This is a genomic window from Pseudomonas sp. LBUM1647, assembly GCF_059716175.1.
In genome coordinates, this window is the sequence record NZ_CP166809.1 from 6,742,300 (window position 1) to 6,767,731 (window position 25,432).

General features: G+C 59.7%; 18 protein-coding genes. 9 read left to right on the forward strand and 9 right to left on the reverse strand.

The genetic code is table 11. The annotated features are described in order from the left end of the window. Positions 1-6 precede the first annotated feature (6 nt). The 3 genes from ACA059_RS31225 to ACA059_RS31235 form a co-directional block, all read right to left on the reverse strand. On the reverse strand, positions 7-2,289 hold the full coding sequence (locus ACA059_RS31225; RefSeq protein WP_497632161.1) for an ABC transporter permease subunit: 2,283 nt from the start codon (positions 2,287-2,289) through the stop codon (positions 7-9). A 229-nt stretch (positions 2,290-2,518) separates the two neighbouring features. Continuing rightward, positions 2,519-3,520, reverse strand: coding sequence for a phosphate ABC transporter substrate-binding protein PstS (locus ACA059_RS31230; RefSeq protein WP_477746076.1), 1,002 nt, complete (start codon positions 3,518-3,520; stop codon positions 2,519-2,521). Positions 3,521-3,762: 242 nt separating this feature from the next. Next, positions 3,763-5,061, reverse strand: coding sequence for an MFS transporter (locus tag ACA059_RS31235; RefSeq protein ID WP_462000258.1), 1,299 nt, complete (start codon positions 5,059-5,061; stop codon positions 3,763-3,765). A gap of 363 nt (positions 5,062-5,424) precedes the next feature. Between ACA059_RS31235 and ACA059_RS31240 the strand changes: the two genes are divergently transcribed. Both ACA059_RS31240 and ACA059_RS31245 read left to right on the forward strand, forming a co-directional pair. Further along, positions 5,425-5,829, forward strand: coding sequence for an acyl-CoA thioesterase (locus tag ACA059_RS31240; RefSeq protein WP_003177184.1), 405 nt, complete (start codon positions 5,425-5,427; stop codon positions 5,827-5,829). 57 nt (positions 5,830-5,886) lie between these two features. Beyond that, complete coding sequence (locus ACA059_RS31245; RefSeq protein ID WP_497632162.1) at positions 5,887-6,786, forward strand: D-hexose-6-phosphate mutarotase; 900 nt, start codon at positions 5,887-5,889, stop codon at positions 6,784-6,786. Between the two features lie 114 nt (positions 6,787-6,900). On the opposite strand, the gene ACA059_RS31250 is transcribed toward ACA059_RS31245, so the two are convergent. The 5 genes from ACA059_RS31250 to ACA059_RS31270 all read right to left on the reverse strand — a co-directional run bounded on the left by ACA059_RS31250 (position 6,901) and on the right by ACA059_RS31270 (position 10,712). Next, the gene (locus ACA059_RS31250; protein WP_497632163.1) at positions 6,901-7,437 is read right to left on the reverse strand and encodes a DUF3299 domain-containing protein; all 537 of its coding nucleotides are present in this window, start codon (positions 7,435-7,437) and stop codon (positions 6,901-6,903) included. A gap of 88 nt (positions 7,438-7,525) precedes the next feature. Continuing rightward, on the reverse strand, positions 7,526-7,771 hold the full coding sequence (locus ACA059_RS31255; RefSeq protein WP_033059272.1) for a GlsB/YeaQ/YmgE family stress response membrane protein: 246 nt from the start codon (positions 7,769-7,771) through the stop codon (positions 7,526-7,528). Positions 7,772-7,878: 107 nt separating this feature from the next. Further along, a complete protein-coding gene (locus tag ACA059_RS31260; protein WP_497632164.1) occupies positions 7,879-8,961 on the reverse strand; it encodes a 5-(carboxyamino)imidazole ribonucleotide synthase in 1,083 nt (360 codons plus the stop codon). 11 nt (positions 8,962-8,972) lie between these two features. Continuing rightward, positions 8,973-9,464 carry a 5-(carboxyamino)imidazole ribonucleotide mutase gene (gene purE, locus ACA059_RS31265; protein WP_008150032.1) on the reverse strand — a complete coding sequence of 164 codons (492 nt, stop codon included), beginning with the start codon at positions 9,462-9,464 and terminating at the stop codon, positions 8,973-8,975. Between the two features lie 330 nt (positions 9,465-9,794). Further along, complete coding sequence (locus ACA059_RS31270) at positions 9,795-10,712, reverse strand: LysR substrate-binding domain-containing protein (RefSeq protein ID WP_497632165.1); 918 nt, start codon at positions 10,710-10,712, stop codon at positions 9,795-9,797. A 180-nt stretch (positions 10,713-10,892) separates the two neighbouring features. Here ACA059_RS31270 and aspA point away from each other — a divergent pair, with 180 nt between their 5' ends. The 7 genes from aspA (at position 10,893) to ACA059_RS31305 (ending at position 23,745) form a co-directional block, all read left to right on the forward strand. Beyond that, positions 10,893-12,317, forward strand: coding sequence for an aspartate ammonia-lyase (gene aspA, locus ACA059_RS31275; protein WP_461956362.1), 1,425 nt, complete (start codon positions 10,893-10,895; stop codon positions 12,315-12,317). Between the two features lie 503 nt (positions 12,318-12,820). Continuing rightward, positions 12,821-14,272 carry an alanine/glycine:cation symporter family protein gene (locus ACA059_RS31280; protein WP_497632166.1) on the forward strand — a complete coding sequence of 484 codons (1,452 nt, stop codon included), beginning with the start codon at positions 12,821-12,823 and terminating at the stop codon, positions 14,270-14,272. Between the two features lie 99 nt (positions 14,273-14,371). Beyond that, positions 14,372-15,376, forward strand: coding sequence for an asparaginase (locus tag ACA059_RS31285; RefSeq protein WP_497632167.1), 1,005 nt, complete (start codon positions 14,372-14,374; stop codon positions 15,374-15,376). A gap of 175 nt (positions 15,377-15,551) precedes the next feature. After that, entirely contained in the window at positions 15,552-16,544 is a 993-nt protein-coding gene (locus tag ACA059_RS31290) for an AraC family transcriptional regulator (RefSeq protein WP_497632168.1), read from the forward strand. 243 nt (positions 16,545-16,787) lie between these two features. Further along, on the forward strand, positions 16,788-17,819 hold the full coding sequence (locus ACA059_RS31295; RefSeq protein WP_497632169.1) for a histone deacetylase family protein: 1,032 nt from the start codon (positions 16,788-16,790) through the stop codon (positions 17,817-17,819). A gap of 13 nt (positions 17,820-17,832) precedes the next feature. Further along, the gene (locus ACA059_RS31300; protein ID WP_497632170.1) at positions 17,833-18,948 is read left to right on the forward strand and encodes a polyamine ABC transporter substrate-binding protein; all 1,116 of its coding nucleotides are present in this window, start codon (positions 17,833-17,835) and stop codon (positions 18,946-18,948) included. Positions 18,949-19,107: 159 nt separating this feature from the next. Further along, entirely contained in the window at positions 19,108-23,745 is a 4,638-nt protein-coding gene (locus ACA059_RS31305) for a dermonecrotic toxin domain-containing protein (protein ID WP_497632171.1), read from the forward strand. A gap of 50 nt (positions 23,746-23,795) precedes the next feature. Here ACA059_RS31305 and pdxR read toward each other — a convergent pair whose 3' ends face one another. Further along, positions 23,796-25,346, reverse strand: coding sequence for a MocR-like pyridoxine biosynthesis transcription factor PdxR (pdxR, locus tag ACA059_RS31310; protein WP_497632172.1), 1,551 nt, complete (start codon positions 25,344-25,346; stop codon positions 23,796-23,798). Between the last annotated feature and the right edge of the window lie 86 nt (positions 25,347-25,432).

Genomic DNA, 25,432 nt, shown 5'->3' on the forward strand with positions numbered 1-25,432 from the left:
CCTTTCTTAAAGCGACGAGTATTTCTTGCGCAGACGCTGACGAATCAGTTCCGCGAGGGTGTTCATGACGAAGGTGAACAACAGCAGCACCAGCGCCGAGAGGAACAGCACGCGGTAGTGGCTGCCGCCGACTTCCGATTCGGGCATTTCCACCGCGACGTTGGCCGCCAGGGTGCGCAGGCCTTCGAACAGGTTCATTTCCATGACCGGGGTGTTACCGGTGGCCATCAGCACGATCATGGTTTCACCGACCGCACGGCCCATGCCGATCATCAGCGCCGAGAAGATGCCCGGGCTGGCGGTGAGGATCACCACGCGGGTCATGGTCTGCCACGGCGTGGCACCGAGGGCCAGGGAACCGAGGGTCAAACCGCGAGGCACACTGAACACGGCGTCTTCGGCGATGGAGTAGATGTTCGGGATCACCGCGAAGCCCATGGCCAGACCGACCACCAGTGCGTTGCGCTGGTCGTAGGTGATGCCCAGGTCGTGGGAGATCCACATGCGCATGTCGCCACCGAAGAACCAGGTTTCCATGTACGGGCTCATGTACAGCGAGAGCCAGCCCACGAACAGGATCACCGGAATCAGAATCGCGCTTTCCCAGCCGTCCGGCACTTTCAGGCGGATGGACTCAGGCAAACGACTGAAGACGAAACCGGCCACCAGAATGCCGATCGGCAAGAGCATCAGCAGGCTGAAGATGCCCGGCAAGTGACCTTCCACATACGGTGCGAGGAACAGGCCGGCGAAGAAGCCGAGGATCACCGTCGGCATCGCTTCCATCAGCTCGATCACCGGTTTGACCTTGCGGCGCAAGCTCGGGGCCATGAAGTACGCGGTGTAGATCGCGGCAGCGACGGCCAGCGGCGCGGCCAGCAACATGGCGTAGAACGCGGCCTTCAAGGTACCGAAGGTCAGCGGAGACAAGCTCATCTTCGGTTCGAAGTCAGTGTTGGCAGCGGTCGATTGCCAGACGTATTTAGGTTCGTCGTAGTTCTCGTACCAGACCTTGCTCCACAACGCGCTCCACGAAACTTCCGGGTGCGGATTGTCCAGCAGCAACGGCTGCACCTTACCGTTGGCCTCGACGATGATGCGGTTGGCACGCGGCGACATGCCGAAAATGCCCTGGCCTTCCACCACCTGATCGACCAGCAACGTGCGGTGAGCGGTACTGTGGAAGACGCCAAGCTTGCCGGATGCGTCGAGGGCTACGAAGCCTTTGCGACGCTCTTCAGCACTGATTTCAACAATCGGCGTGGTGCCCATCTGGAAGGTACGAATCTGCTTCAGACGCAGTTCGCCGTCCGGGTCGCGAGCCATGAACCACTGGGCCAGACCACCTTTGGAGTCACCGAGGATCAGCGAGATACCGCCCACCAACTGGGTGCTGGCGGTAATTTCGGCATCGCCGTTTTCGAGCAGTTTGTAGCGACCGTTGAGGCTCTTGTCGCGCAGGCTGAACACGTCGGCCTGAGCACGACCGTTAATCACGTACAGCCACTGCTGACGCGGGTCGACGAAGATGTTCTTCACCGGCTCGTTCATCTGCGGCAGATCGATACGCTTTTGCTCATTGGTGACTTCGCCGGTCATCATGTTTTCTTCGCTGGTCAGCGACAAAACATTGAGTTGCGAACCGGTGGAACCGACCAGCATCAGCGTCGTATCGGTCGCGTTGAGGCTGACGTGCTCCAGGGCTCCGCCCGCCTCGTTCAACGCAATCGGCGTTTCGCCATAGGGGTATTCAATGGCCGGCGAGATGGTTTTCTTGCCGTCCGGGTAGCTGACTTTATAAGTGTGACGGAATACCAGCGCCTGGCCGTTGGACAAGCCCACCGCCACCAATGGATGGCCTGGTTGGTCTTCGCCGATGGAGGTCACTGTAGTGCCGGCCGGAATCGACAGATCGACACGCTTGAGTTCAGCGCCACTGTCGATATCGAAGAACAACGCCTGGCCCTTGTCGGAAACCCGCATGGCGACCTGGTTCTGTTCTTCCAGGGAGATCATCAACGGCTTGCCGGCGTCTTGCATCCAGGCGGGCGTGATGGCGTCCTTGGCGGTCAGGTCGGCGCCCTGAAACAGGGGCGCGACAACGTAAGCGAGGAAGAAAAAGATCAGCGTGATCGCGCCGAGAACGGCGAGGCCGCCCACGAGGACGTACCAACGGGTCAGGCGATCTTTGAGCGCGCGGATGCGGCGCTTGCGTTGCAACTCAGGCGTATTGAAGTCAATTCGCTTGGGGGGATTTGTAGTCATGGTGGAATTGGCCAGATCATTCATTCGCACACCCTAGCGATCCTGTATGACAGAAAGATGACAATGCAGTGACGCAACAAATCCGCCGCCCGTGGGAACTGGCAGCGGAGTGGAAATTGGGGGGCGTAGGAGCTGCCGAGGGAACCGAGGCTGCGATCTTTTGATCTTGCGGTTAGGGGCCAGATCAAAAGATCGCAGCCTCGTTTCACTCGACAGCTCCTACAGAGTCAGGGTTTATCCCGGACTCAGGGTTTTACTTTTTTGCGACTTCAGCGCCGCCTTCCGCCAGACCCAGGTCAGCCAGTGCTTTTGCAGCAACCTTGGCCGGCAGGGGGATGTAGCCGTCTTTCACGACAACTTCCTGGCCCTGTTTGGACAGAACCAGTTTCACGAACTCGGCTTCCAGCGGGGCCAGAGGCTTGTTCGGGGCTTTGTTGACGTAAACGTAGAGGAAACGCGACAGCGGGTACTTGCCGTTCAGGGCGTTTTCTTCGGTGTCTTCGATGAAGTCAGTGCTGCCTTTCTTGGCCAGGGCCACAGTCTTCACGCTAGCGGTCTTGTAGCCGATGCCCGAGTAACCGATGCCGTTCAGCGAGGAGCTGATCGACTGCACGACCGAAGCCGAACCTGGTTGCTCGTTGACGTTTGGCTTGTAGTCGCCTTTGCACAGGGCTTCTTCTTTGAAGTAGCCGTAGGTGCCGGATACCGAGTTACGACCGAACAGCTGAACCGGCTTGTTGGCCAGGTCGCCGGTCACACCCAGGTCGCCCCAGGTTTTCACGTCGGCTTTAGCGCCACACAGACGAGTCGAGGAGAAGATCGCGTCGACTTGTTCCATGGTCAGGTGCTGGATCGGGTTGTCTTTGTGAACGAAGACAGCCAGGGCGTCCACGGCAACCGGGATTGCGGTTGGCTTGTAGCCGTACTTCTGCTCAAAGGCAGCCAGTTCGGTGTCCTTCATCTTGCGGCTCATCGGGCCCAGGTTAGAGGTGCCTTCAGTCAGCGCAGGTGGCGCAGTGGCGGAGCCAGCGGCCTGAATCTGGATGTTTACGTTCGGGTATTCTTTTTTGTAGTTCTCAGCCCACAGGGTCATGAGGTTGGCCAGGGTATCGGAGCCGACGCTGGACAGGTTGCCCGACACACCAGTGGTTTTGGTGTAGCTCGGGATAGCAGGGTCAACAGCGGCAACCGCGTTGGCAGTCGCAACGCCAGCAGCGACAAAAGTCATTGCCGCCATCAAACGCTTCAGTTTCATGCCTTACTCCTAGCAGATAGGTGTGTTAAGTCGGGGCCAAGTATCAGCAGGCCGTGTGAACACTCTATGGCTGAAATATGACAATTGGATGAAAGGCCAGCATTCGGCTTTTTTGCAGGATATTTCGAGTCGCCTTCATCGCGAGCAAGCTCGCTCCCACAGGGATTCTGCGGCGAACACAGAACCAATGTGGGAGCGAGCTTGCTCGCGATGGGGCCCGTACAGGCGATGAAAAGGTCGGCTTAGCGGCCCTTCTTCCAGAGATAAGCACCCACCAGGACCCCGACACCGCAAATGATCGCCACGTAGTAGGCAGGCCCCATCGGGCTTTCCTTGAGCAGCAGGGTGACAACCATCGGGGTCAGGCCGCCGAAGATGGCGTAGGCCAGGTTGTAGGAGAACGACAGCCCACTGAAGCGCACCACCGCCGGGAAGGCTTTGACCATCACGTAGGGCACGGCGCCGATGGTGCCGACCAGCAGGCCGGTCACGGCGTACATCGGGAACAGCCAGTCCGGGTGGTTGAACAGGCTGTGGTAGAAGGTCCACGAACTGATCAGCAACGCAGCACTGCCGAACACGAAGACACGACCCGCGCCGAAGCGGTCAGCCAAAGCACCGGACGCCACGCAGCCCAGGCTCAGAAACACGATCGCCAGGCTGTTGGCCTGCAACGCGGTGGTTGGCGAGAAGTGGTAGACGGTCTGCAGCACGGTCGGGGTCATCAGGATGACCACGATGATGCCGGCGGACAGCAGCCAAGTCAGCAGCATGGAAATCAGGATCGCCCCGCGATGGTCGCGCAACACCGCGCGCAACGGCACTTCTTCAGCCAGGGCCTTGCGCAGTTGCAGCTCGGCGAATACCGGGGTCTCGTGCAGCCAGCGGCGCAGGTAAACCGAGAACAGGCCGAACACGCCACCCAGCAGGAACGGGATCCGCCAGGCGTAATCCGAAACTTCGACCGGGGTGTAAATGCTGTTGATCGCGGTGGCGACCAGCGAGCCCAGCAGGATACCGGCCGTCAGGCCGCAGGTCAGGGTGCCGCAGGCGTAGCCGATGTGCCGTTGCGGCACGTGTTCGGAAACGAATACCCATGCGCCCGGCACTTCACCGCCAATCGCCGCGCCCTGAATCACCCGCATCAGCAGCAACAGGATCGGCGCCCACATGCCGATCTGCGCATAAGTCGGCAGCAAACCCATGATCAGGGTCGGCACCGCCATCATGAAAATGCTCAGGGTGAACATCTTTTTGCGTCCCAGCAGGTCGCCGAAGTGCGCCATGACGATGCCGCCCAGCGGCCGTGCCAGGTAGCCGGCGGCAAAGATCCCGAAGGTCTGCATCAAGCGCAGCCACTCGGGCATGTCGGCCGGAAAGAACAGCTTGCCGACCACCGTGGCGAAGAACACGAAGATGATGAAGTCGTAAAACTCCAGCGCACCGCCCAGGGCAGACAGCGATAACGTCTTGTAGTCGTTGCGAGTCAGCGGACGTGCGGACTGGGTTGGCTGCGCGATGCTCGAAGGCGCTGTGGTCATGGCAAGGCTTCTCTTATAGTCGGATCTGCAACCCCAACAACGCTGGCGGAGGCTTGGGCAGGTCCGGCACGATAACAAATTGTTCGAAAAAGCACATAGAGGTGCGTAATTGACGGTCGAAATGAGAACCGGACGGTCGTCTCGGAGTCTACCGATCGATATACTCGCAATCCTGCATCTGCTTGTAAGGGGTTGCTGTGCGAAAACGTCGTTGGCACCCGCCAGCCGATTTCGCAGAGTTTCCCTTTAGGCGCCTTACGAAAAACGTGACGAACGTAGTATGTTCGGGGCTGAATCGTTTTTCCAAGACGGCTATTCACCCGCTACACCTATGAAGAGTCACGGGTCAGAGGCACCCCCGGCATGATAGAGCTCGAACAAGAAGATCCAATCCCGCAAGGCGACCTTGCCCTGCAAATTACCGCGCTCCCTCGCGAAACCAACGGCTTTGGCGATATTTTCGGCGGTTGGCTGGTGTCGCAGATGGATTTGGCCGGCACCGCAATGGCCAGCAAAGTCGCGGGTGGCCGCGTGGCTACGGTTGCGATCGACCGCATGGCATTTCTGGTTCCGGTAGCGGTGGGCGCTCAGCTCTCCTTCTATACCCAGGCGCTGGAAATTGGTCGCAGCTCGATTCAGATGATGGTCGAAGTCTGGAGTGACGATCCGCTGTCCAGCGAATGGCGTAAAGTGACTGAAGCCGTGTTTGTGTTCGTTGCCATCGACGGCAGCGGTCGCACCCGTTCGGTTCCGCCTAGAGCTCGTTAAACACTGCGACCTTTCTGCGGTCCATTGCAGTCATTGTCCCTGATCGAGAGTTGCCCCATGAGCACGCCCAACGTTGAAGCCGTGAAACTGGATGAACTGAACTGCTGGCGCATCCGCCACGGTCAGGCCGAACTGCTGGTTGCCCAGCAGGGCGCGCACATCCTCAGTTATCAAGTGGCCGGGCAACCGCCGCTGATCTGGCTCAACGACGAGGCAGTGTTCAAGACTGGCAAGAGCATCCGCGCCGGGGTACCGGTGTGCTGGCCGTGGTTCGGCAATCTGCCGCGCAACCCGCAGAGCGTTCAGGCGATGCGCGTCAGCAACGAAGCGCCGACCGCCCACGGGCTGGTAAGGGCGATGGACTGGGAACTGGGCGGCATTGAAACCGAGGGTGAAAGCCTGAAGGTGGAGTTTGTTCTGCCTTACCCTGAAGGCGGCTTGCCAGGCTGGCCGCATCAAGTGGATTTGAAGCTGAGCATTCGTCTGGATGAGCAACTGCATATCAGCCTGACCAGCCATAACCAGGGCGCTGACAAAGTCACCATCAGCCAGGCGCTGCACAGCTATTTCGCCGTCAGTGATGTGCGCAATGTGCATGTCGACGGGGTGGATGGCTTGAGCTATATCGAGACGCTGGATGACTGGAAAACCAAGACCCAGAGCGGCGATTTGCATTTTACTGGCGAGACCGACCGCATCTACCTCAATACCCCGGCGAAGCTGAGCATTGTCGATCCGGCCTGGGAACGGCGCATCGAGCTGACCAGCAGCGGTTCGCGCTCAGCGGTGATCTGGAACCCGTGGATTGATCGTGCCGCAGCGTTCAGCGACATGGCCGACGATGGCTGGCAGAAGATGCTGTGCATCGAGACGGCGAATGTGATGGATGATGTGGTGTCGCTGGCGCCGGGTGCTAGTCATACCCTCGGCGTGAGCATCGCCAGCAAACCGCTGTAACACCGCAAAACCAATGTGGGAGCGAGCCTGCTCGCGATGGGGCCATAACGTCCAACATCAATGTTGACTGTTAAACCGCCATCGCGAGCAGGCTCGCTCCCACATTTGGATCACCTACAAATCTGACTCTTGCACCACCCGCACCTTCGCCGCATCCAGCGCATACGCTGCGTCAGCCAGGTCGTTGTTGACCTTCTCGATCTTCAGCGTGCCGGTCACCCACAGCGGTGTATAGATGTCATTCAGCTTCAAACCTTTCGGATAACGCACCAGCACCAGTTGATTAGGTGGCGGCGGCGGCACGTGGATGCAGGCGCCCGGATACGGCACGAGAAAGAACAGCGTGCTGCGGCCCTTGGCGTCGGATTCCAGCGGCACCGGATAACCACCGATGCGGATGTTCTTGTCGTTCATCGACGACACGGTTTTGGTCGAATACATCACCGCCGGCAAACCCTTGCTCTGCTTCATGCCACCCTTTTCGGTAAAGGTGCCATTGGCTTCGGGGGAGTTGTGGTCGATTTCAGGCATGGCCTCGAGGGCTTTCTGGTCCGACTTGGGCATCAGTTCGAGCCAGTCGGTCTCCGGCAGTTCGCCAGCGTGGGCAAGGCCCGTGCCCAGTAATAGGAAAGTCAGCAAAAGACGGCGCATGGAGGTGCTCGGTTAAGAATAGGACTATGCAACGCCGAGCATTCTAGCCCTCCCCGGCTGCGCAGCAGAGAGGGCTTTGTCGCTTAAATCAGTTCTTTTTGATCAAGCCGTAGATCACCAGCAAGATCACGGCGCCCACCAGCGCACCAAGGAAGCCTGCGCCTTGGCCGGCCTGATAGAAGCCCAGAGCCTGGCCGCCATAAGTGGCCGCCAGCGAACCGCCGATACCGAGCAGGATGGTCATGATCCAGCCCATGCTGTCATCGCCCGGTTTCAGGAACCGAGCCAGCAGGCCGACGATCAAGCCGATAAAGATGGTTCCGATAATTCCCATGGCATTTCCCTCTGATTGAATGGCAATGCCCAAAGCCTAGTCAGACTTTGGCATCCTGCCATGAGAGAACGGCGGGCCCTGAATGGTTCCGCCGCTGCCACATGAAACTATTCGGCGATGAGCGCTTCGACCTTGAGGATCTGTGCCGCCAGCGTCTCGCGGTCCGCACAACGCAGGTTGGCGTGACCGACCTTGCGACCGACCTTGAACGCCTTGCCATAGTGATGCAGATGGCAATCGGCAATGGCCAGGACTTTTTCGGTCTCCGGCACTTTACCGATGAAGTTGAGCATCGCACTCTCGCCGACCTTGGCCGTCGAACCCAGCGGCAGACCGGCAACGGCCCGCAGGTGGTTTTCGAACTGGCTGCACTCGGCACCTTCAGTGGTCCAGTGACCTGAGTTGTGCACGCGCGGAGCAATCTCGTTTGCCTTGAGGCCACCGTCGACTTCAAAGAACTCGAACGCCATCACGCCGACGTAATTCAGCTGCTTGAGCACACGGCTGGAATAGTCTTCCGCCAAGGCTTGCAGCGGGTGATCGGTGCTGGCCACGGACAGTTTAAGAATGCCGCTGTCGTGAGTGTTGTGAACCAGCGGATAGAACTTCGTTTCGCCATCGCGAGCGCGCACGGCGATCAACGAGACTTCACCGGTAAACGGCACGAAGCCTTCCAGCAGGCAGGCCACGCTGCCCAGTTCGGCGAACGTGCCGACCACGTCTTCAGGCTTGCGCAGGACCTTCTGGCCCTTACCGTCGTAACCCAGGGTGCGGGTTTTCAGCACGGCCGGCAGACCGATGGAAGCCACGGCAGCGTCCAGATCGGCTTGCGATTGAATGTCGGCAAACGCCGGGGTGGGAATCCCCAGGTCCTTGAACATGCTCTTCTCGAACCAGCGATCACGGGCGATGCGCAGGGCTTCGGCGCTCGGGTAGACCGGGACGAATTGCGACAGGAAGGCCACGGTTTCGGCCGGGACGCTTTCGAACTCGAACGTCACCAGATCGACTTCATCGGCCAGCTGACGCAGGTGATCCTGATCGCCGTAATCGGCCCGCAGGTGCTCGCCCAACGCGGCTGCGCAAGCATCCGGCGCGGGGTCCAGGAAAGCGAAGTTCATGCCCAGCGGAGTGCCCGCCAGCGCCAACATGCGACCCAACTGGCCGCCACCGATTACACCGATCTTCATCGTCAACAACCTCAGGCGATGCGTGGGTCTGGATTTTCCAGGACGCTGTCTGTCTGCTCAGCGCGGAATTTTTTCAGCACCGCGTGGAACTGCGGGTGCTTGGCGCCGAGGATGCTCGCCGAGAGCAGCGCTGCGTTGATCGCGCCGGCCTTGCCGATGGCCAGGGTGGCGACCGGAATGCCCGCGGGCATCTGCACGATAGACAGCAGCGAATCGACGCCCGAGAGCATCGACGACTGCACCGGCACGCCCAGCACCGGCAGGTGGGTCTTGGCCGCACACATGCCTGGCAAGTGGGCCGCGCCGCCGGCACCGGCGATGATCACCTCGATGCCACGCGCCTCGGCCTCTTCGGCGTACTGGAAGAGCAGGTCCGGGGTGCGGTGGGCAGAGACCACTTTCACCTCGTAAGGAATGCCGAGCTTTTCCAGCATATCGGCGGTGTGGCTAAGGGTGGACCAATCGGACTTGGAGCCCATGATCACGCCAACCAGTGCACTCATCGTCGTGCCTCTTCTCTCTGGGCGCCCGCAGGCGCGTCAAAAAACAACAAGCCACGCAAAATGCGTGGCTTGATTGTACGAATTATGGCCGGACGAACCGGCCGAAGGCCGCGCAGTATACCTCAATGAAGCAGATAAACAGCCCCCGATACGACCATCTGTCATTCGGCGCAAAGTGCCGGTTTTATTGACCTGAAGGTCAATCAATTACACCACCAATCCCTGTGGGAGCGAGCCTGCTCGCGAAAGCGTTGTGTCAGGCGACATTGATGTCGACTGATGTACCGCATTCGCGAGCAGGCTCGCTCCCACATTGGACATTCGCAGGTCTCAGGAACCGGTCGTGCCTTGGGCGGCGCCGCCCTCGAGTTTGCGCCACAACAACCGCACGTTCGCCTTGCGCACCAGCGCGCAACGGTACAGGCGAATCTCCAGTGGCACATGCCATTGCGGGCCGCCGCAAACCACCAGTTCACCCCGAGCCAGTTCGGCGCGCACGCTGAGCTTCGGCACCCAGGCAATGCCCAATCCTTCCAGTGCCATGCTTTTAAGACTGTCGGCCATGGCGGTTTCGTAAATGGTGCTGAAGCGCAGCGCGCGCTGACGCAGCAGCATGTTCACCGAACGCCCGAGAAATGCACCAGCACTGTAGGCGAGCAGCGGCACACTGCCTTCGCCTTCCAGATCGAACAGCGGCTTGCCCTCGACGTCCGCCGCGCAGACCGGGAGCATTTCGGTGTCGCCAAGGTGCAGCGACGGGAAGATTTCCGGGTCCATCTGCATCGCGGCATCCGGGTCGTAAAACGCCAGCATCAGATCGCAACCGCCTTCACGCAGGGCATGCACCGCATCACCGACGTTGGTTGCCACCAGGCGCGTCGCGATGTTCAGGCCTTCATTACGCAACTGCGCGATCCAGCGCGGGAAGAAACCCAGCGCCAGGGAGTGAGCAGCAGCAACCTGCATCACTTCGCCCTGCCCGCCTTCCAGGTGATGAAGGTGACGCAACACTTCACCGAGCTGCTCGACCACCGTCCGCGCGGTGACCAGAAACAACTGCCCCGCCGCCGTCAGCTCGATCGGCGTGCGCGAGCGATTGACCAGGGTCAGCCCCAGCGCGGCTTCAAGGCTGCGGATCCGTCGACTGAACGCCGGCTGAGTCACGAAGCGTCGTTCGGCAGCCTGGGAGAAGCTGCGGGTGGCGGCCAGAGCACTAAAGTCCTCAAGCCATTTACTTTCAAGGTTCATCACGGCCTCCCGGACACGCACCAATTTAGGTCACACGCTCGCCGCAGACACGGCGTCACATGGGCATTATGCCGAATGTGCATAGGCTAGTGTTTAACAGCATTGGCCCAAAATTCTCCACAAGCCTAGCATTTGCAGTGTTCCGGCACAGACCGGGTCCATATCGAGATGATTTCTATCATGTCCTCCGCTGCATCTTTCCGCACAGAAAAAGACCTGCTTGGCGTACTCGAAGTACCTGCTCAAGCGTATTACGGCATCCAGACCCTGCGAGCGGTGAACAACTTCCGTCTCTCCGGCGTTCCGATTTCGCACTACCCGAAGCTGGTTGTCGGCCTGGCGATGGTCAAACAGGCCGCCGCTGACGCCAACCGCGAGTTGGGTCACCTGAGCGAAGCCAAGCACGCTGCCATCAGCGAAGCCTGTGCACGTTTGATCCGCGGCGATTTCCACGAAGAGTTCGTGGTGGACATGATTCAAGGCGGCGCTGGCACTTCAACCAACATGAATGCCAACGAAGTCATCGCCAACATTGCGCTGGAGGCCATGGGTCACCAGAAAGGCGAATACCAATACCTGCACCCGAACAACGACGTGAACATGGCGCAGTCGACCAACGACGCCTACCCGACCGCGATCCGTCTGGGTCTGCTGCTGGGTCACGATGCGCTGCTGGCCAGCCTCGACAGCCTGATTCAGTCGTTCGCCGCCAAAGGTGTAGAGTTCAGCCACGTATTGAAGATGGGTCGTACCCAGCTGCAAGACGCCGTGCCGATGACCCTGGGTCAAGAATTCCGTGCCTTCGCCACCACATTGAGCGAAGACCTGGCACGCCTGAAAACACTGGCACCTGAGCTGCTGACCGAAGTGAACCTGGGCGGCACCGCGATTGGCACCGGCATCAACGCCGACCCACGCTACCAACTCCTGGCCGTTCAGCGTCTGGCGCTGATCAGCGGTCAACCGCTGGTTCCGGCCGCCGACCTGATCGAAGCCACCTCCGACATGGGCGCCTTCGTGCTGTTCTCCGGCATGCTCAAGCGCACCGCAGTCAAGCTGTCGAAGATCTGCAACGACCTGCGCCTGCTGTCCAGCGGCCCACGTACCGGCATCAACGAAATCAACCTGCCTGCGCGTCAGCCAGGCAGCTCGATCATGCCCGGCAAGGTCAACCCGGTTATCCCGGAAGCGGTGAACCAGGTGGCGTTCCAGATCATCGGCAACGACCTGGCCCTGACCATCGCAGCCGAAGGCGGCCAGTTGCAACTGAACGTGATGGAGCCGCTGATCGCGTTCAAGATCTTCGACTCGATCCGCCTGCTGCAACGCGCCATGGACATGCTGCGCGAGCACTGCATCGTCGGCATCACCGCCAACGAAGAGCGTTGCCGTGAACTGGTCGAACACTCGATCGGTCTGGTCACCGCGCTGAACCCGTACATCGGCTATGAAAACGCTACCCGCATCGCCCGTATCGCCCTCGAAAGCGGCCGCGGCGTGCTGGAACTGGTGCGCGAAGAAGGCTTGCTCGACGACGAAATGCTCGCCGACATCCTGCGCCCGGAAAACATGATTGCTCCGCGTCTGGTGCCTCTAAAGGCTTAACCGAACGCAACGCCGGCGCTTGCTCTTTTAACGAAGAGCACGAAGCGCCACGCTCACCAGGTCGAGGGACTAGACACCTCTCACCTTTTGAGGGCTTGGGGATTTATTCCCCAAGCCCTTTTTTTTAACTCTTTTGCGGATAGCGAATATGTCTGACACCGCAAAGATCGCAGCCTTCGGCAGCTCCTACAGGATTTGACGTACACCCTGTAGGAGCTGCCGAAGGCTGCGATCTTTTGATCTTGGCAGCACCTCGTTTCGATGCTTGCACCACAACCGTGCAGACGGACGGCGCGCTCATAGGTATAGTGCCGCCCCTCTTCGCTTGAGCGGTCGTTGGTAACGAGGCCCAAACCCATGCGAAACCCGAACTAATAACAAACCCGCAATATGAAATCGGGACAAACTATCGCCTCACCTGTTTTGCCGCGCGCAAACCGGTGTAACGCGATGTGTCTGACCGCCCAGCATTTGCCTACACAAAAAACAGCGAGGAATAATCCATGCTCGAAGTCATTAACGACTTCCTCTCAGGGAAAGTACTGATCGTGCTCATTGTCGGGCTCGGTAGCTACTTCACGATCCGCTCGCGTTTCGTTCAATTGCGTCACTTCTTCCACATGTTCGCGGTGTTCCGCGACAGCCTGAAAAGCAGCGCCGGTCAACTCAGTTCGTTCCAGGCCTTGATGCTCAGCCTCGCCGGCCGCGTCGGTGCGGGTAACATCGCCGGTGTCGGTATCGCCGTGACCCTCGGTGGTCCGGGTGCGGTGTTCTGGATGTGGGTGACCGCGCTGGTCGGCATGTCCAGCAGCTTCTTCGAATGCTCCCTCGGCCAGCTCTACAAGCGCTGCGACTCCGACGGCACGTACCGTGGCGGCCCGTCCTATTACATCCAGCACGGCCTGCAGAAACGCTGGCTGGGGATGATCATGGCGTTCCTGCTGCTGATCACCTTCGGCTTCGCCTTCAACGGTCTGCAATCCCACGCCGTGACCCACTCGCTGAACAACGCTTTCGGCCTCGACACAACCTGGACCGGCCTGGCCTTGGCGGTATTGTTGGGTCTGGTGTTCATCGGCGGGATCAAGCGCATCGCCAAGGTCGCTGACCTGCTGGTGCCGGTGAAAACCCTGGTGTACATCGGCGTGACCATCTACGTGATCGTCCTGCAATTCGACCACGTTCCAGCGATGCTGATGACCATCGTCAAAAGCGCCTTCGGTCTGGATCAAGCCTTCGGTGGTCTGATCGGCAGCGCCATCGTCATGGGCGTGAAGCGCGGCGTGTTCGCCAACGAAGCAGGCCTTGGCAGTGCGCCAAACGTGGCTGCGGTCGCGTCGGTCGAGCACCCGGTGGCACAAGGTGTGGTTCAGGCGTTCAGCGTGTTCCTCGACACCTTCGTGATCTGCACCTGCACCGCGTTGCTGATCCTGCTCTCCGGCTTCTACACCCCAGGCTTCGAAGGCGACGGCATTGCCCTGACCCAGAACTCGCTGGCTGCCGTAGTCGGTGACTGGGGCCGGAGCTTCATCTCCGTGGCCCTGTCGTTGTTCGTGTTCACCTCGATCCTCTACAACTACTACCTGGGCGAGAGCAACCTGCGTTTCCTGATCGGTGAAAACCGCAAGGCGCTGATCGGCTACCGCGCGCTGGTATTGGTGTTGATTTTCTGGGGCGCTATCGAGAACCTGGGCACGGTGTTCGCCTTCGCTGACATCACCATGACCCTGCTGGCGTTTGTGAACCTGATCGCGCTGTTCCTGCTGTTCAAAGTCGGCATGCGCATCCTGCGTGACTACGATGACCAGCGCGCGGCCGGCATCAAGACGCCCGTGTTCGATTCGAGCAAGTTCCCGGACCTGGACCTGGACTTGAATGCCTGGCCAGCCAATCCGCCAGCGGCCGCCACCAAGGCTGAAGCCGAGCCGCAAGGCGTACCCGCAGCGCAACGCTGATCGGTAAAAAACCGGGCGCATCCCCTGCGCCCGGCGTGACACAGCGTGCGGTCAGCGTCATGCTCGACCGCATGCTGTCATCGTTCTCGGAGAACCCCCATGAATTCCTCGACCTACCCTGCCGCCCAGCACGTCATGGTGCTCTACACCGGCGGCACCATCGGTATGCAAGCCAGCGCTCATGGCCTGGCACCGGCGTCCGGTTTCGAAGCCCGGATGCGCGAGTATCTGCACAGCCAGCCTGACCTTGTCGTGCCGCAGTGGCGCTTTCGCGAGATGTCGCCGCTGATCGACAGCGCCAACATGAGCCCGGCTTACTGGCAGCAACTGCGTGAAGCGGTGGTTGACGCCGTCGATGTCCAGGGTTGCGACAGCGTGCTGATCCTGCATGGCACCGACACCCTCGCCTACAGCGCGGCGGCCATGAGTTTTCAGTTGCTCGGCCTGCAGGCTCGCGTGGTGTTCACTGGTTCGATGCTGCCGGCTGGTGTGACTGACAGCGACGCCTGGGAAAACCTCAGCGGTGCGCTGGTTGCTTTGGGTCACGGCCTGGCACCGGGCGTTCATCTGTACTTCCACGGCGAACTGCTGGACCCGACTCGTTGCGCGAAGGTGCGCAGTTTCGGTCGTCATCCGTTCAAGCGACTGGAACGTCAGGGCGGCGGCGTGAAAGCGCCAGCGCTGCCAGTGGAGTTGCATTACCGCAAGATCAAGCAGTTGGCGAAAGTCGCTGTGCTGCCGTTGTTCCCCGGCATTGGCGCCGAGCAGCTCGATGGCGTGCTGAACAGCGGTATTCAAGGTCTGGTGCTGGAGTGCTACGGCAGCGGCACCGGGCCGAGCGACAATCCAGAGTTCCTCGCGAGCCTGGAACGGGCGCGGGATAAGGGTGTTGTGGTTGTAGCCGTCACCCAATGCCATGAAGGTGGCGTCGAGCTGGATGTTTACGAGGCTGGCAGTCGGTTGCGCGGTGCCGGCGTGCTTTCGGGTGGCGGCATGACCCGTGAAGCCGCGTTCGGCAAGTTGCATGGCTTGCTGGGTGCCGGGCTCGACACCGCTGAAGTGCGTCGCCTTGTAGAACTCGACCTCTGCGGCGAACTCAGCTGATACCGCAAGGCCTCTGTAGGAGCTGTCGAGTGAAACGAGGCTGCGATCTCTGATCCTGCTTGTAAAAAAACAAAGTCAAAAGATCGCAGCCTCGTTTCACTCGACAGCTCCTACAAGGTTTTCCGCTCGGCATGTAACTTGCTGCCGTTCCAGCATCCTAAGGCTGGAACACGCCATGCTTCACTCCCACCTCACCACCCTCAACGCTGTCTCCCTGGTGCTCAACACCTTCAAGGCCGAAGGCTTGTCCAGCGAAGCACTGCTCGCGGGAAGCGGCATCAGCCCGGCGGATCTGAGCCGGGCGGACACGCGCATCACCACCAATCAGGAGATGCAGGTCTGCGCCAATGCTGTCGCGCTCAAGCGTGACATCGGCCTGGAACTGGGCCGCCGGATGCACGTTTCGTCCTACGGCATGCTCGGTTATGCGCTGCTCACCAGTGCCACCTTCGGTGACGCTTTGCGGTTGGCGATGCGTTATCCGGCGCTGTTGGGAACACTTTTCGAGCTGAGCCTGGAAGACGACGGTGAGCGTGTCTGGTTCGTCGCCGCCGATTACCGGGAAAGTCCGGCACTGGCGGTATTCAATGCCGAGTTCTGTCTGGTGTCGTTGAAAGTCATCTGCGACGACCTGCTCGGCCATCCACTGCCCGTGCTCGCTGCTCGCTTTGAACATAGCGCGCCAGACTATCAAGCGACCTACACCGAGCACTTCGACTGCCCTCTGCACTTCGAGGCGCGGGACAACGCCTTCGCCTTTGATAAACGCTGGCTCGATCAACCCTTGCCACTGGCCGACGTCATCACCCATCAGGCCATGGCCGAACGCTGCCGCAAGCAGAACACCGAGTTCACAGGTCGCCAGGCGTGGCTGGGACGGATTCGCCAGTTGCTCAGCGCACAGCTGAATGCGGCGCCGGGGCTCGAGGGGCTGGCCGAGCAGATGAAGTGTTCGGCGCGCACATTGCGTCGGCATTTAAAAGACTTGGGGTGCAGCTATCAGGAGTTACTTGATGAGCTGCGGTTTGAGCAGGCCAAGCAGATGCTCTGCGAGGATCAGCTGCCGATCTACCGGATTGCCGAGGCGCTGGGATTTAGCGAGACGGCGAGTTTCCGGCATGCGTTTGTGCGCTGGAGTGGAGTGGCGCCCAGCCAGTTCCGACCCTGAAGATCAAAAGATCGCAGCCTTCGGCAGCTCCTACGGGGTATGCGTTCTTTGTAGGAGCTGCCGAAGGCTGCGATCTTTTCGGTTATCCACGCCCAACGCTGGAGCACCGCCGCGCCAACAAGGGGCGAATTCCGGTCAATTCTTTTGGCCATATCGATCCCCTTTTGGCCTTTCCTGCCGTTCTCTCAAACGCCGCGCGCCGCAAGACTGTGTTCAACCGAATCAGCCTGCGGAGAACAAGAAATGCTGACGATTTACTCGGACGATCACCACCTGCACCACGGCCGTTGCGAATTGATGGACGGGCAACTGATGCCCTGCTTCGAAATGCCTTCGCGAGCCGACCATGTTCTGCAGCGCGTGCAGTACCGCGACCTCGGCCCGGTCGAAGCGCCCCAGGATTTCGGCCTCGACCCGATCGCGCGCGTCCACAGCCGCGACTACCTCGACTTCTTCAAAGGTGCCTGGGCGCGCTGGACCGAATTCGGTACCGACGGCGACTTGCTGCCCTACACCTGGCCGGCCCGCACCCTGCGTCGGATCATCCCCACCAGCCTGCACGGCCAACTCGGCTATTACAGCTTCGACGGCGGCGCACCGATTACCGCCGGCACCTGGCAAGCGGCGTACAGCGCGGCGCAAGTCGCGTTGACCGCTCAAGCCGTGATTCAACGCGGCGCCCGCAGTGCCTTCGCTTTGTGCCGTCCACCGGGACATCACGCCGCCAGCGATTTGATGGGCGGTTATTGCTACCTCAACAACGCCGCCATCGCCGCTCAGGCCTTCCTCGACCAGGGCCACAAGAAGGTCGCGATCCTCGACGTCGACTACCACCACGGCAACGGTACTCAATCGATTTTCTATGAGCGCAGCGACGTGCTGTTCACCTCGATCCACGGTCACCCGGAAGCCGAGTTCCCCTTCTTCCTCGGCTATGACGATGAGCTCGGCGAGGGGGCCGGCGAAGGTTTCAACTTCAACTACCCTTTGCCGGCTGGCAGCGGCTGGGGCAGTTGGAGCGCCGCGCTGGAACAAGCCTGCAAAGAGATCGAAAAGTACGGCGCCGATATCGTCGTCGTATCCCTGGGCGTCGATACGTTCAAGGACGATCCGATCTCCCAGTTCAAGCTCGACTGCCCGGATTACCTGACCATGGGCGCGCGCATCGCCGGCCTCGGCAAGCCGACGCTGTTCGTGATGGAAGGCGGCTACGCGGTAGAAGAAATCGGCATCAATGCCGTGAACGTTCTCGAAGGTTTTGAAAGCGCCCAATGAGGAAATTAGAACAATGAAAAGTCTCAAGCGTTTTATCGCTCCCGCACTCTTCACCACAGTGCTGTGCGCCACGGTGCTCAGTGGCGCCGTTCATGCTGAAGAGCGAACGTTGCGCGTCTACAACTGGTTCGACTACATCACCCCCAAAGCGCTGGAAGACTTCAAGGCCCAGAACACCCAGACCAAACTGGTCTACGACATCTTCGACACCAACGAAGCGCTGGAGGCCAAGTTGCTGACCGGCAACTCCGGTTATGACGTGGTCGTGCCGTCCAACGTGTTCCTCGCCAAGCAAATCGAAGCCGGCGTTTTCCAGCCTCTGGATCGCAGCAAACTGCCGAACTGGAACCACCTCGATCCCAAGCTGATGAAGCTGATCGAAGCCAACGATCCGGGCAACAAATTTGCCGTGCCGTACATGTACGGGACCATCCTGATCGGCTTCAACCCGGACAAGATCAAGGCTGCACTGGGTGACAACGCACCGGTGGACAGCTGGGACCTGATCTTCAAGGAAGAGAACATCAGCAAGCTCAAACAGTGCGGCGTCGCCCTGCTCGACTCGCCGTCGGAGATCCTGCCACTGGCCTTGCAACATTTGGGTCTGGACCCCAACAGCAAGAAACCGGCGGACTACGAAAAGGCTGAAGCGCTGTTGATGAAGATCCGTCCGTATGTCACCTACTTCCATTCTTCGAAGTACATGGCCGACATCGCCAACGGTGACATCTGCGTCGCGGTCGGTTACTCCGGCAGCTTCTCCCAGGCCGCCAACCGCGCCAAGGAAGCCAAGAACGGCGTGATCGTCGACATGCGCCTGCCGAAAGAAGGCGCGCCGATCTGGTTCGACATGCTCTCCATCCCGAAAGGCGCGAAGAACCCGGAAGACGCCTACACCTTCATCAACTACTTGTTGCAACCGCAGGTGATTGCACCGGTCAGCGACTTCGTCGGCTACCCGAACCCGAATAAGGACGCCACAGAAATGGTCGACCCGGCGATCCGCAACAACCCGAATCTGTACCCGACCGAAACGGCGATGAGCACGCTTTACACCCTGCAACCGCTGCCCCGTGACGCCGAACGGGCTCGGACCCGGGCCTGGACCAAGATCAAGTCCGGGACCTGAACAACCCATCGTTTACGCGCCATTGAAGACCCGCCCCGTGCGGGTCTTTTTTTACCTGACGATATTTAAGTACCGCCCGACCGATCCCGCACCCCGCTACTTTCCGAACCTGACCGGCGCGTTTGCGCGCACGTCCCAGTCCCTCAGAAAGGAATGCACATGTCCTCTACCGAAACGAATGCTGTCGGAGCTGATCCGGCATCCAGCAACCCAAGTGATCTGCTCACCCAACTGCTCACCCAACTGGTCACCGGCCCCTCGATCAGGGAAGTCGCCACCCGTATTCTTCAACACGACCTGAAAGGGCTTTATCCACAATTGGAAATCGATCCCGGGATGGCGATGGTCGTCACACCGAGCTGGAAAATCATCGCCGGGACGGTCCAGCCCGGGTCATTGAGATTCGAGTCATTGACGGACGCGCTATTACGACACTCCGGCTCAGGCGAGTCAGTGACCTACCTCGACGGTGAACACTTCCTGAGCCTTGATCCCAACGCGATCACACCCATCCACCTTCCGGTCAAGATCGATGCGATCGGGCGCCTGATCAATAAGCTGTCCCCCCTTCTGTTGGTGGCTTACCAGGAACAACAACTTGAATACTGGGACCAACCCACCATTGGCACAACCTTGCGTTGGCAGGTGTTGTCGCAGTCATTGCGGCAGATCTGGAATGTAGAAAAAGCTGAGGGCTGGGATGTGCACCAGCTGGCCATTGCGCGCAGTGTCTTCAATTATCCCGATGCGACGTTGCGAGGCCCCCACGACACCTACAAGACCCGGGTCTGCCTGATCGACTTCGACCGGCTCGATGGCACAGTGTCCAGCCACCTCAATCGTACGGATTTGACAGTCGTGATCGGCACCTTCGGGACACGCACGATCATTCTGACCCACTCCATCGCTACGGGCTTCCTGGCCTATGAATCGCTGGAGAAACTGGGCGAGATCCTGCCCAGTTACGTTGAAAAACTGCCCCCCGGGGCCACGCTTCAATGGCGCTTGTTCGAACCCTCCGGGAATTTTTTTGATCATCAGGCCACCGCACTGATTGCTCTCCAGGCTGATGCTATTGCCAGCCTGGAATTTGCAAAACGGGCCAGCAGGCCGGCAATCACTACCCACTCCCGTCCCGTAGCAGAGGTGACCGGTACGACTCAGGCCAAGCAGGATTCGCACTTCGAAAAGGTGCAGCGTCTGATCCCCGAATGGCTGAACAACGCTTCGCCATTCGATCTGAGTTGCTACAGCCGACACCTGTTTGATCTGGCGCTGCTACAACTGCGAAACAGCGGCAAATCCTTCGACGACGATATTGCTCCGATCAAGATGTTCGCGCTGGATGCGCTTCGAGCCCACATACTCAAAAGCCACAGTGACGTTGCCCTCATGAAGCTTGAGAACGTCGAGATCGTTATTGTCAGTCAAGTGGTGTGGGGAGCATTCACGGCCCCCGGCATGAGCGAGACCACACGCCTGGACCTTGCCGAACTGGCGCTCGAAAACCTCATCGCCCTCCCGCTGGGTAACCAGTCGGTTCAGTACAAAGACGGCACAGCGGTGCCGGACTGGATGACACCCGACTATCTAAAGACGGCCATCAGCGCCGTCGATATCGGTGCGACCTACCCAGCGTGGGTCAAGGGCAAGCTACTGGATGACCCGCTGGAATCACTCCGGCGTCAACGCCTCTACGCCAGTAACCTGCGTATCCAGCTGGCGCTGCAAGCGTTGCAAAGCAAAATCCGTGGCGAACACGGCCTCGACGAGCGGGGCTATCGCTACGTTGTGGCGGTGATGAATGAGCTGAACACCGATCGGTGGGTGGAGGGGCAAGAGATCGTCATTCGCCCTCTGGCGTTCATCCCCAGCCAGCGGGATAGCAAAACCCCTGACGAAGTCACCAACATGTATGTGATCGGGCCGCGGGACATGGACAAGGGGCCTTGCATCCTCTATCGCCCACTGCTTGAGCGACCGTTGACGCAGTACCCCACGGCAGCCAACCTGCTGTATGCGATCAAACACTCCAAAGGGCTGCGCGAATCAACCCTGGCATGGTTGCCGGACAATGTACGGTTCAACTATTCGCAGTATGTCTTCCCGGGGGAACTGCCTTCGGTCTGGACGGTGTCACAACTGCTGGTAAACCCAACCATTTCCTTGCAGATGAGCGGACCCGTGTTGCTCGGTCAGAGTGTGATCGAGCACAACCGTCTGGCGACACTGTTCAAGGCCAACGCCAACGCGCTGATCATGAAGGGTGAGCGAGACTCGGTGTCCAATGCCGAAAGCCGCTGGGCCAGTTTCAAACAACACGCCTGGATGATATTCAGCGCCGTGTTGCCGTTTCTCGGTCGCACCGCCGGCACGGCTGCGTGGATCTGGCAGATTCTGGACGACCTGCAAGAAGGCATCGACGCTCGGGAAAACCAGGATACGACGGCACAATGGTCCGCCCTGACCGACTTGTTCCTGACCCTGGGCATGGTGTTGGCTCACCACGCGGTCACCCGACGCCGACCCACGCGAGACCGCGTATCGCAGACCGAAGTGCCCATCGTTATCGATGCAGTCAAGGACAAGCCTGCACACACGACGACCAGCGTGCAGCTGCCTGATGTGCCCACCGATTACCTGCCAGACAAACACCAGACCTCACTTCATCCCACGACCGTACTCAATAGCAGCAGCCGGGGGCTGGGGCCAACCCTGGACCGGTACAAAATCCCCAAACCGCAAGGACTCGGGGCGGCCAGTACCGAAGGCTTGCACAAACACCTCTATGAACATCAGTCCAAATACTATGCCCCGGTTAGCGAACGATGGTTCGAGGTCTTCATGAACGACGATGGAGTCGTTCAGATCATTGATACCCGCCAGGAACCGTCCATCACCGGGCCGTTGTTGATCAACAATTCCAAAGGCGAATGGTTCATTGATATCAGGCTGCGACTGCGTGGCGGCGGCATGAGAAGCCGGCTCACGGCATTACAACGAGCGAACGCAACAAAAATCTCCAACGCCAAGTTCCATATCGCAGTATTCGATGCACAGATGGAGTCCAAAAAAAAAGCCATTACCGACGCCTACATGGCCATGAAACAAGCACCGGCAGAGACCGTTGACGCCGCCCGACAAACGCTCCTCGACAAACTGGATGCTCGAAACGACGAATATGACGCCACTATCGAACGCATCAAATCACTCAGCGTGGTCGAGGACGTGCGCAACTACCGCGAGATGATGATCGAAATGCTGGGCACCCAGCTGTTTTTCAACCAAACCTGGATCGACCAGAAATACCCGACATTCGTCGAGGCCCTGCGTCTGACCATGGAACATCTCGATGCCAAAGAAAACAGCGGCCCTCCTCCTCCCGCCGGCACGTTTGAAACCATGTCAGACCTGACCCAGGGCATTATTCAGAAGGTTGAGTTCGCTCAGTCCCGCTTCCAGGAATTGACGCGTCTGGGCAAAGACGCCGAGCAGTTGTCCCTTGAGTATCAAAAAAAACTACCAAAATTCGACCTCCAGGACCTCAGGTCCCTTCAGGTTACCCTCGCCCGCGAGCTGTGCCTCAAGCCTGGCGAAACGCCCGAACTGTCCGCAGCCAAGGCTTCCATCGAGCAGATTGTCGAAGATGCCGACCTGGCGGTGAATAGTGCGTTGGAGTTGATACGCGATGAACAGGTGCTGAATACGGGTGACCGGATCGAGGCCTTGAACAGCCTGGTCGACCAGTTCGCCGCTATCGAACAGCGCCTGCAGAGCTTCGCCGGGACGTACCCGGAGCAGATTGTCAAAGAACAACTTGAGCGACTGCAGGGCCGCGTTGACGAGTTCAATCAGCAGACCGTCGGGCATCTGGCGGACCTGCTGCGCGAGCAACGACTCCTGGAGCCTGCACCCGGCCCGTCACGCCCCTCATCGGCGTCAAACAAGAGAGTCATCAAGACGCGCTTCAAAGGCACCGTGATCGGCCATACCCGCAAAACCGCGCCCGGCCACCCGGCCCTCGTGGATGTCACCGCACCGATGACCGGCAAGGTGATCGCCACCTTCCACGAAAAGACCCCAGGGGTCTGGGTCGAGCGGGTGACAAGGAAACCGGCCCCCAGAGAGCGCCTGCCTGACCCGGGGACACGTATAACGGCAGGAAAAGCACTGCTGGATACTCTGCCCACCTTTACTCAACGTACCGAAGCTGACTCAAAACAGCCCTGGCAGCTCCCGGTGGAAATAGAGGAAGCGTTCCACCAGCAGGCCTCCCGACTTGAAGATGCCACCAAGGCGATCAACGCAGCGCTCATCCAAAGCAATGCCACGCAGGATCATACGAGCGACGCACGACCGGTATTGACACAACTGGCCACACAAACCACCCGGCTCTATGCCGAAGGCCATCGCCTGCGGCTTGAGATGACCAAACGACAACTGCCTACCGCCGCACGCGTCGAGTGGTTACACAGCAAAGGTGAAATCGACATCGTACGCGTGGGAGACCGACGTCGACTCAAAGGGTCACGCCGGGATTATCTTCAGGAATACGAAGTGCGTGAGGCCACCACCGCCCGCGTGCTGTGGTACGCCCACTTCCACTACGCCCAGCTCAAGGATGACCTCCAGTCCTTTACCGCCGCTCACCTGAAAACCCGCGAGCAACGGTTGCTTGGCCGTGTCGATATAGGGGCGAGCACCAGCAACCAGGAAGCGATCGAGATCTATCGCAGCGAGATCAGCCCTCAGCTGGCCCGATCACTGTTCTTCTCTCAGGCACCCGCCTCCACCTGACACTCGAGCCCCGGTGACCCGTAAAAGGGCTGTTCTGCCGACCGGCCTTTTTACCGATGCCAGGCACTGCGCAAACGCGCAAGCGCTGATTCGATGGCCGCCTCGGGCACCGCCGCAAAGCCCAGCACCAACCCGGCGCGTTGATCCACAGTGTTTCTCGAATCCGGTAGCCAGTAACTGCTCAAGCCGTTGATCTCGACATCGACGCTGGCGGCCGCTTCAATCAGTTCGCGTTCGCGGGCCTGAGTGTCGACCGCCACCGTCAAGTGCAGCCCTGCCGCCACACTCGGCAGGCTGCCAACCCCGGGAATATCCGAGGGCCAGTTGGCCAGAAGCGTATTGCGGCGACTCAACGCGGCGCGGCGCATGCGGCGGATGTGCCGCTGGAAATGCCCGGCCGCCATGAACTCGGCCATGACGGCCTGGGTGCTCACCTCGGAATGCCGAACATCGACCGCGCGACGCTGGGCGAAAGCGTCTACCAATGCCGGTGGCAGCACCAGATAGCCCAGGCGCAATGCCGGGAAAGCCACTTTGCCGAACGTGCCGACGTAGAGCACCCGCCCGTGACGATCAAGCGCAGCCAGCGGTGCCAGTGGCGCGCCGCTGTAACGATACTCACCATCGTAATCATCCTCGACGATCCAACCCTCGGTTCGTTCGGCCCAGGCCAACAACTCCAACCGCCGCGCCAGACTCATCACCACCCCGGTCGGGTACTGATGCGACGGCGTGACATAGGCCAGTCGACAATCGTTGAGCCCGTTCAATTCGGTGCAATCGATACCGTCGCTATCCACCGCCACCCCGTGCAATCGCGCACCGGCCACGGCGAACGCATGACCCGCCGCCCGATACCCCGGATTCTCGATCGCCACGCCATCGCCCGGCTCTACCAGCAGCTGTGCACAAAGGCTAATCCCCTGCTGTGCGCCACTGGTGATCACTATTTGCTCAGCCGTGCACTGCATCCCCCGGGAACTGCGCAAATACGCGGCAATCAGGCCGCGTAATCGCGCATCGCCCGCTGGATCGCCGTAACACAACTGCTGGAGATCCGGTTTACGCCAGAAAGCCGCATTCAGCTTGGCCCAGACCTCGAAAGGGAACAGGTCGAACGCCGGAACACCGACCCGAAACGCACGAGGCGGACCACTCGGCGGCAAGGCCAAATGGTTCTTTTCCACGCGTCCTAGCGCACCGCTGTGGATAACTTTTCTGGATGAAACCACAGGTAAAGCCAGCCAATTTGTGGATAAGGCTGTGGGTAACCCTGTTGACAACCCTGTGGATACTTTTGTGGATAGTTTTTTCACTGGCAGCACTGATTGAGGCAATTGTGCGACATACGTCCCGTCACCCACGCGCCCTTCAATAAAGCCCTCGGCGTAGAGCTGATCGTAGGCCCGGACCACGCTGTTTCGGGAAATCGACAACGCCGCCGCCAGATCGCGACTGGCCGGTAATCGCGTACCACTGGCCAGCCGACCGTCGAGCACTCGTATTCGTAGCGCTTGATAGAGCTGACGACTCAAACCCTGGCGGCGATCGAGTTCGATACCCGCCGGGTTGAATGACAAGGACAGTGGCTCGCTGGTCATGGCAATGGACCTATGAAATTGGTCGTTAATGGCTCTTACAACAGACCAATAGCCTGCCTAGGATGCAGGCATTCGCCAAGGAAAAT

What these genes read in the sequence shown, in the direction of transcription:
- ACA059_RS31250 (WP_497632163.1), bottom strand. Translation starts at nt 7,437, where the DNA reads ATGCGCCGTCTTTTGCTGACTTTCCTATTACTGGGCACGGGCCTTGCC.
- ACA059_RS31300 (WP_497632170.1), top strand. Translation starts at nt 17,833, where the DNA reads ATGAAAAGTCTCAAGCGTTTTATCGCTCCCGCACTCTTCACCACAGTG.
- ACA059_RS31245 (WP_497632162.1), top strand. Translation starts at nt 5,887, where the DNA reads ATGAGCACGCCCAACGTTGAAGCCGTGAAACTGGATGAACTGAACTGC.
- ACA059_RS31230 (WP_477746076.1), bottom strand. Translation starts at nt 3,520, where the DNA reads ATGAAACTGAAGCGTTTGATGGCGGCAATGACTTTTGTCGCTGCTGGC.
- ACA059_RS31295 (WP_497632169.1), top strand. Translation starts at nt 16,788, where the DNA reads ATGCTGACGATTTACTCGGACGATCACCACCTGCACCACGGCCGTTGC.
- purE (WP_008150032.1), bottom strand. Translation starts at nt 9,464, where the DNA reads ATGAGTGCACTGGTTGGCGTGATCATGGGCTCCAAGTCCGATTGGTCC.
- ACA059_RS31235 (WP_462000258.1), bottom strand. Translation starts at nt 5,061, where the DNA reads ATGACCACAGCGCCTTCGAGCATCGCGCAGCCAACCCAGTCCGCACGT.
- ACA059_RS31290 (WP_497632168.1), top strand. Translation starts at nt 15,552, where the DNA reads ATGCTTCACTCCCACCTCACCACCCTCAACGCTGTCTCCCTGGTGCTC.
- ACA059_RS31260 (WP_497632164.1), bottom strand. Translation starts at nt 8,961, where the DNA reads ATGAAGATCGGTGTAATCGGTGGCGGCCAGTTGGGTCGCATGTTGGCG.
- pdxR (WP_497632172.1), bottom strand. Translation starts at nt 25,346, where the DNA reads ATGACCAGCGAGCCACTGTCCTTGTCATTCAACCCGGCGGGTATCGAA.
- ACA059_RS31285 (WP_497632167.1), top strand. Translation starts at nt 14,372, where the DNA reads ATGAATTCCTCGACCTACCCTGCCGCCCAGCACGTCATGGTGCTCTAC.
- ACA059_RS31255 (WP_033059272.1), bottom strand. Translation starts at nt 7,771, where the DNA reads ATGGGAATTATCGGAACCATCTTTATCGGCTTGATCGTCGGCCTGCTG.
- ACA059_RS31240 (WP_003177184.1), top strand. Translation starts at nt 5,425, where the DNA reads ATGATAGAGCTCGAACAAGAAGATCCAATCCCGCAAGGCGACCTTGCC.
- aspA (WP_461956362.1), top strand. Translation starts at nt 10,893, where the DNA reads ATGTCCTCCGCTGCATCTTTCCGCACAGAAAAAGACCTGCTTGGCGTA.
- ACA059_RS31270 (WP_497632165.1), bottom strand. Translation starts at nt 10,712, where the DNA reads ATGAACCTTGAAAGTAAATGGCTTGAGGACTTTAGTGCTCTGGCCGCC.
- ACA059_RS31225 (WP_497632161.1), bottom strand. Translation starts at nt 2,289, where the DNA reads ATGAATGATCTGGCCAATTCCACCATGACTACAAATCCCCCCAAGCGA.
- ACA059_RS31305 (WP_497632171.1), top strand. Translation starts at nt 19,108, where the DNA reads ATGTCCTCTACCGAAACGAATGCTGTCGGAGCTGATCCGGCATCCAGC.
- ACA059_RS31280 (WP_497632166.1), top strand. Translation starts at nt 12,821, where the DNA reads ATGCTCGAAGTCATTAACGACTTCCTCTCAGGGAAAGTACTGATCGTG.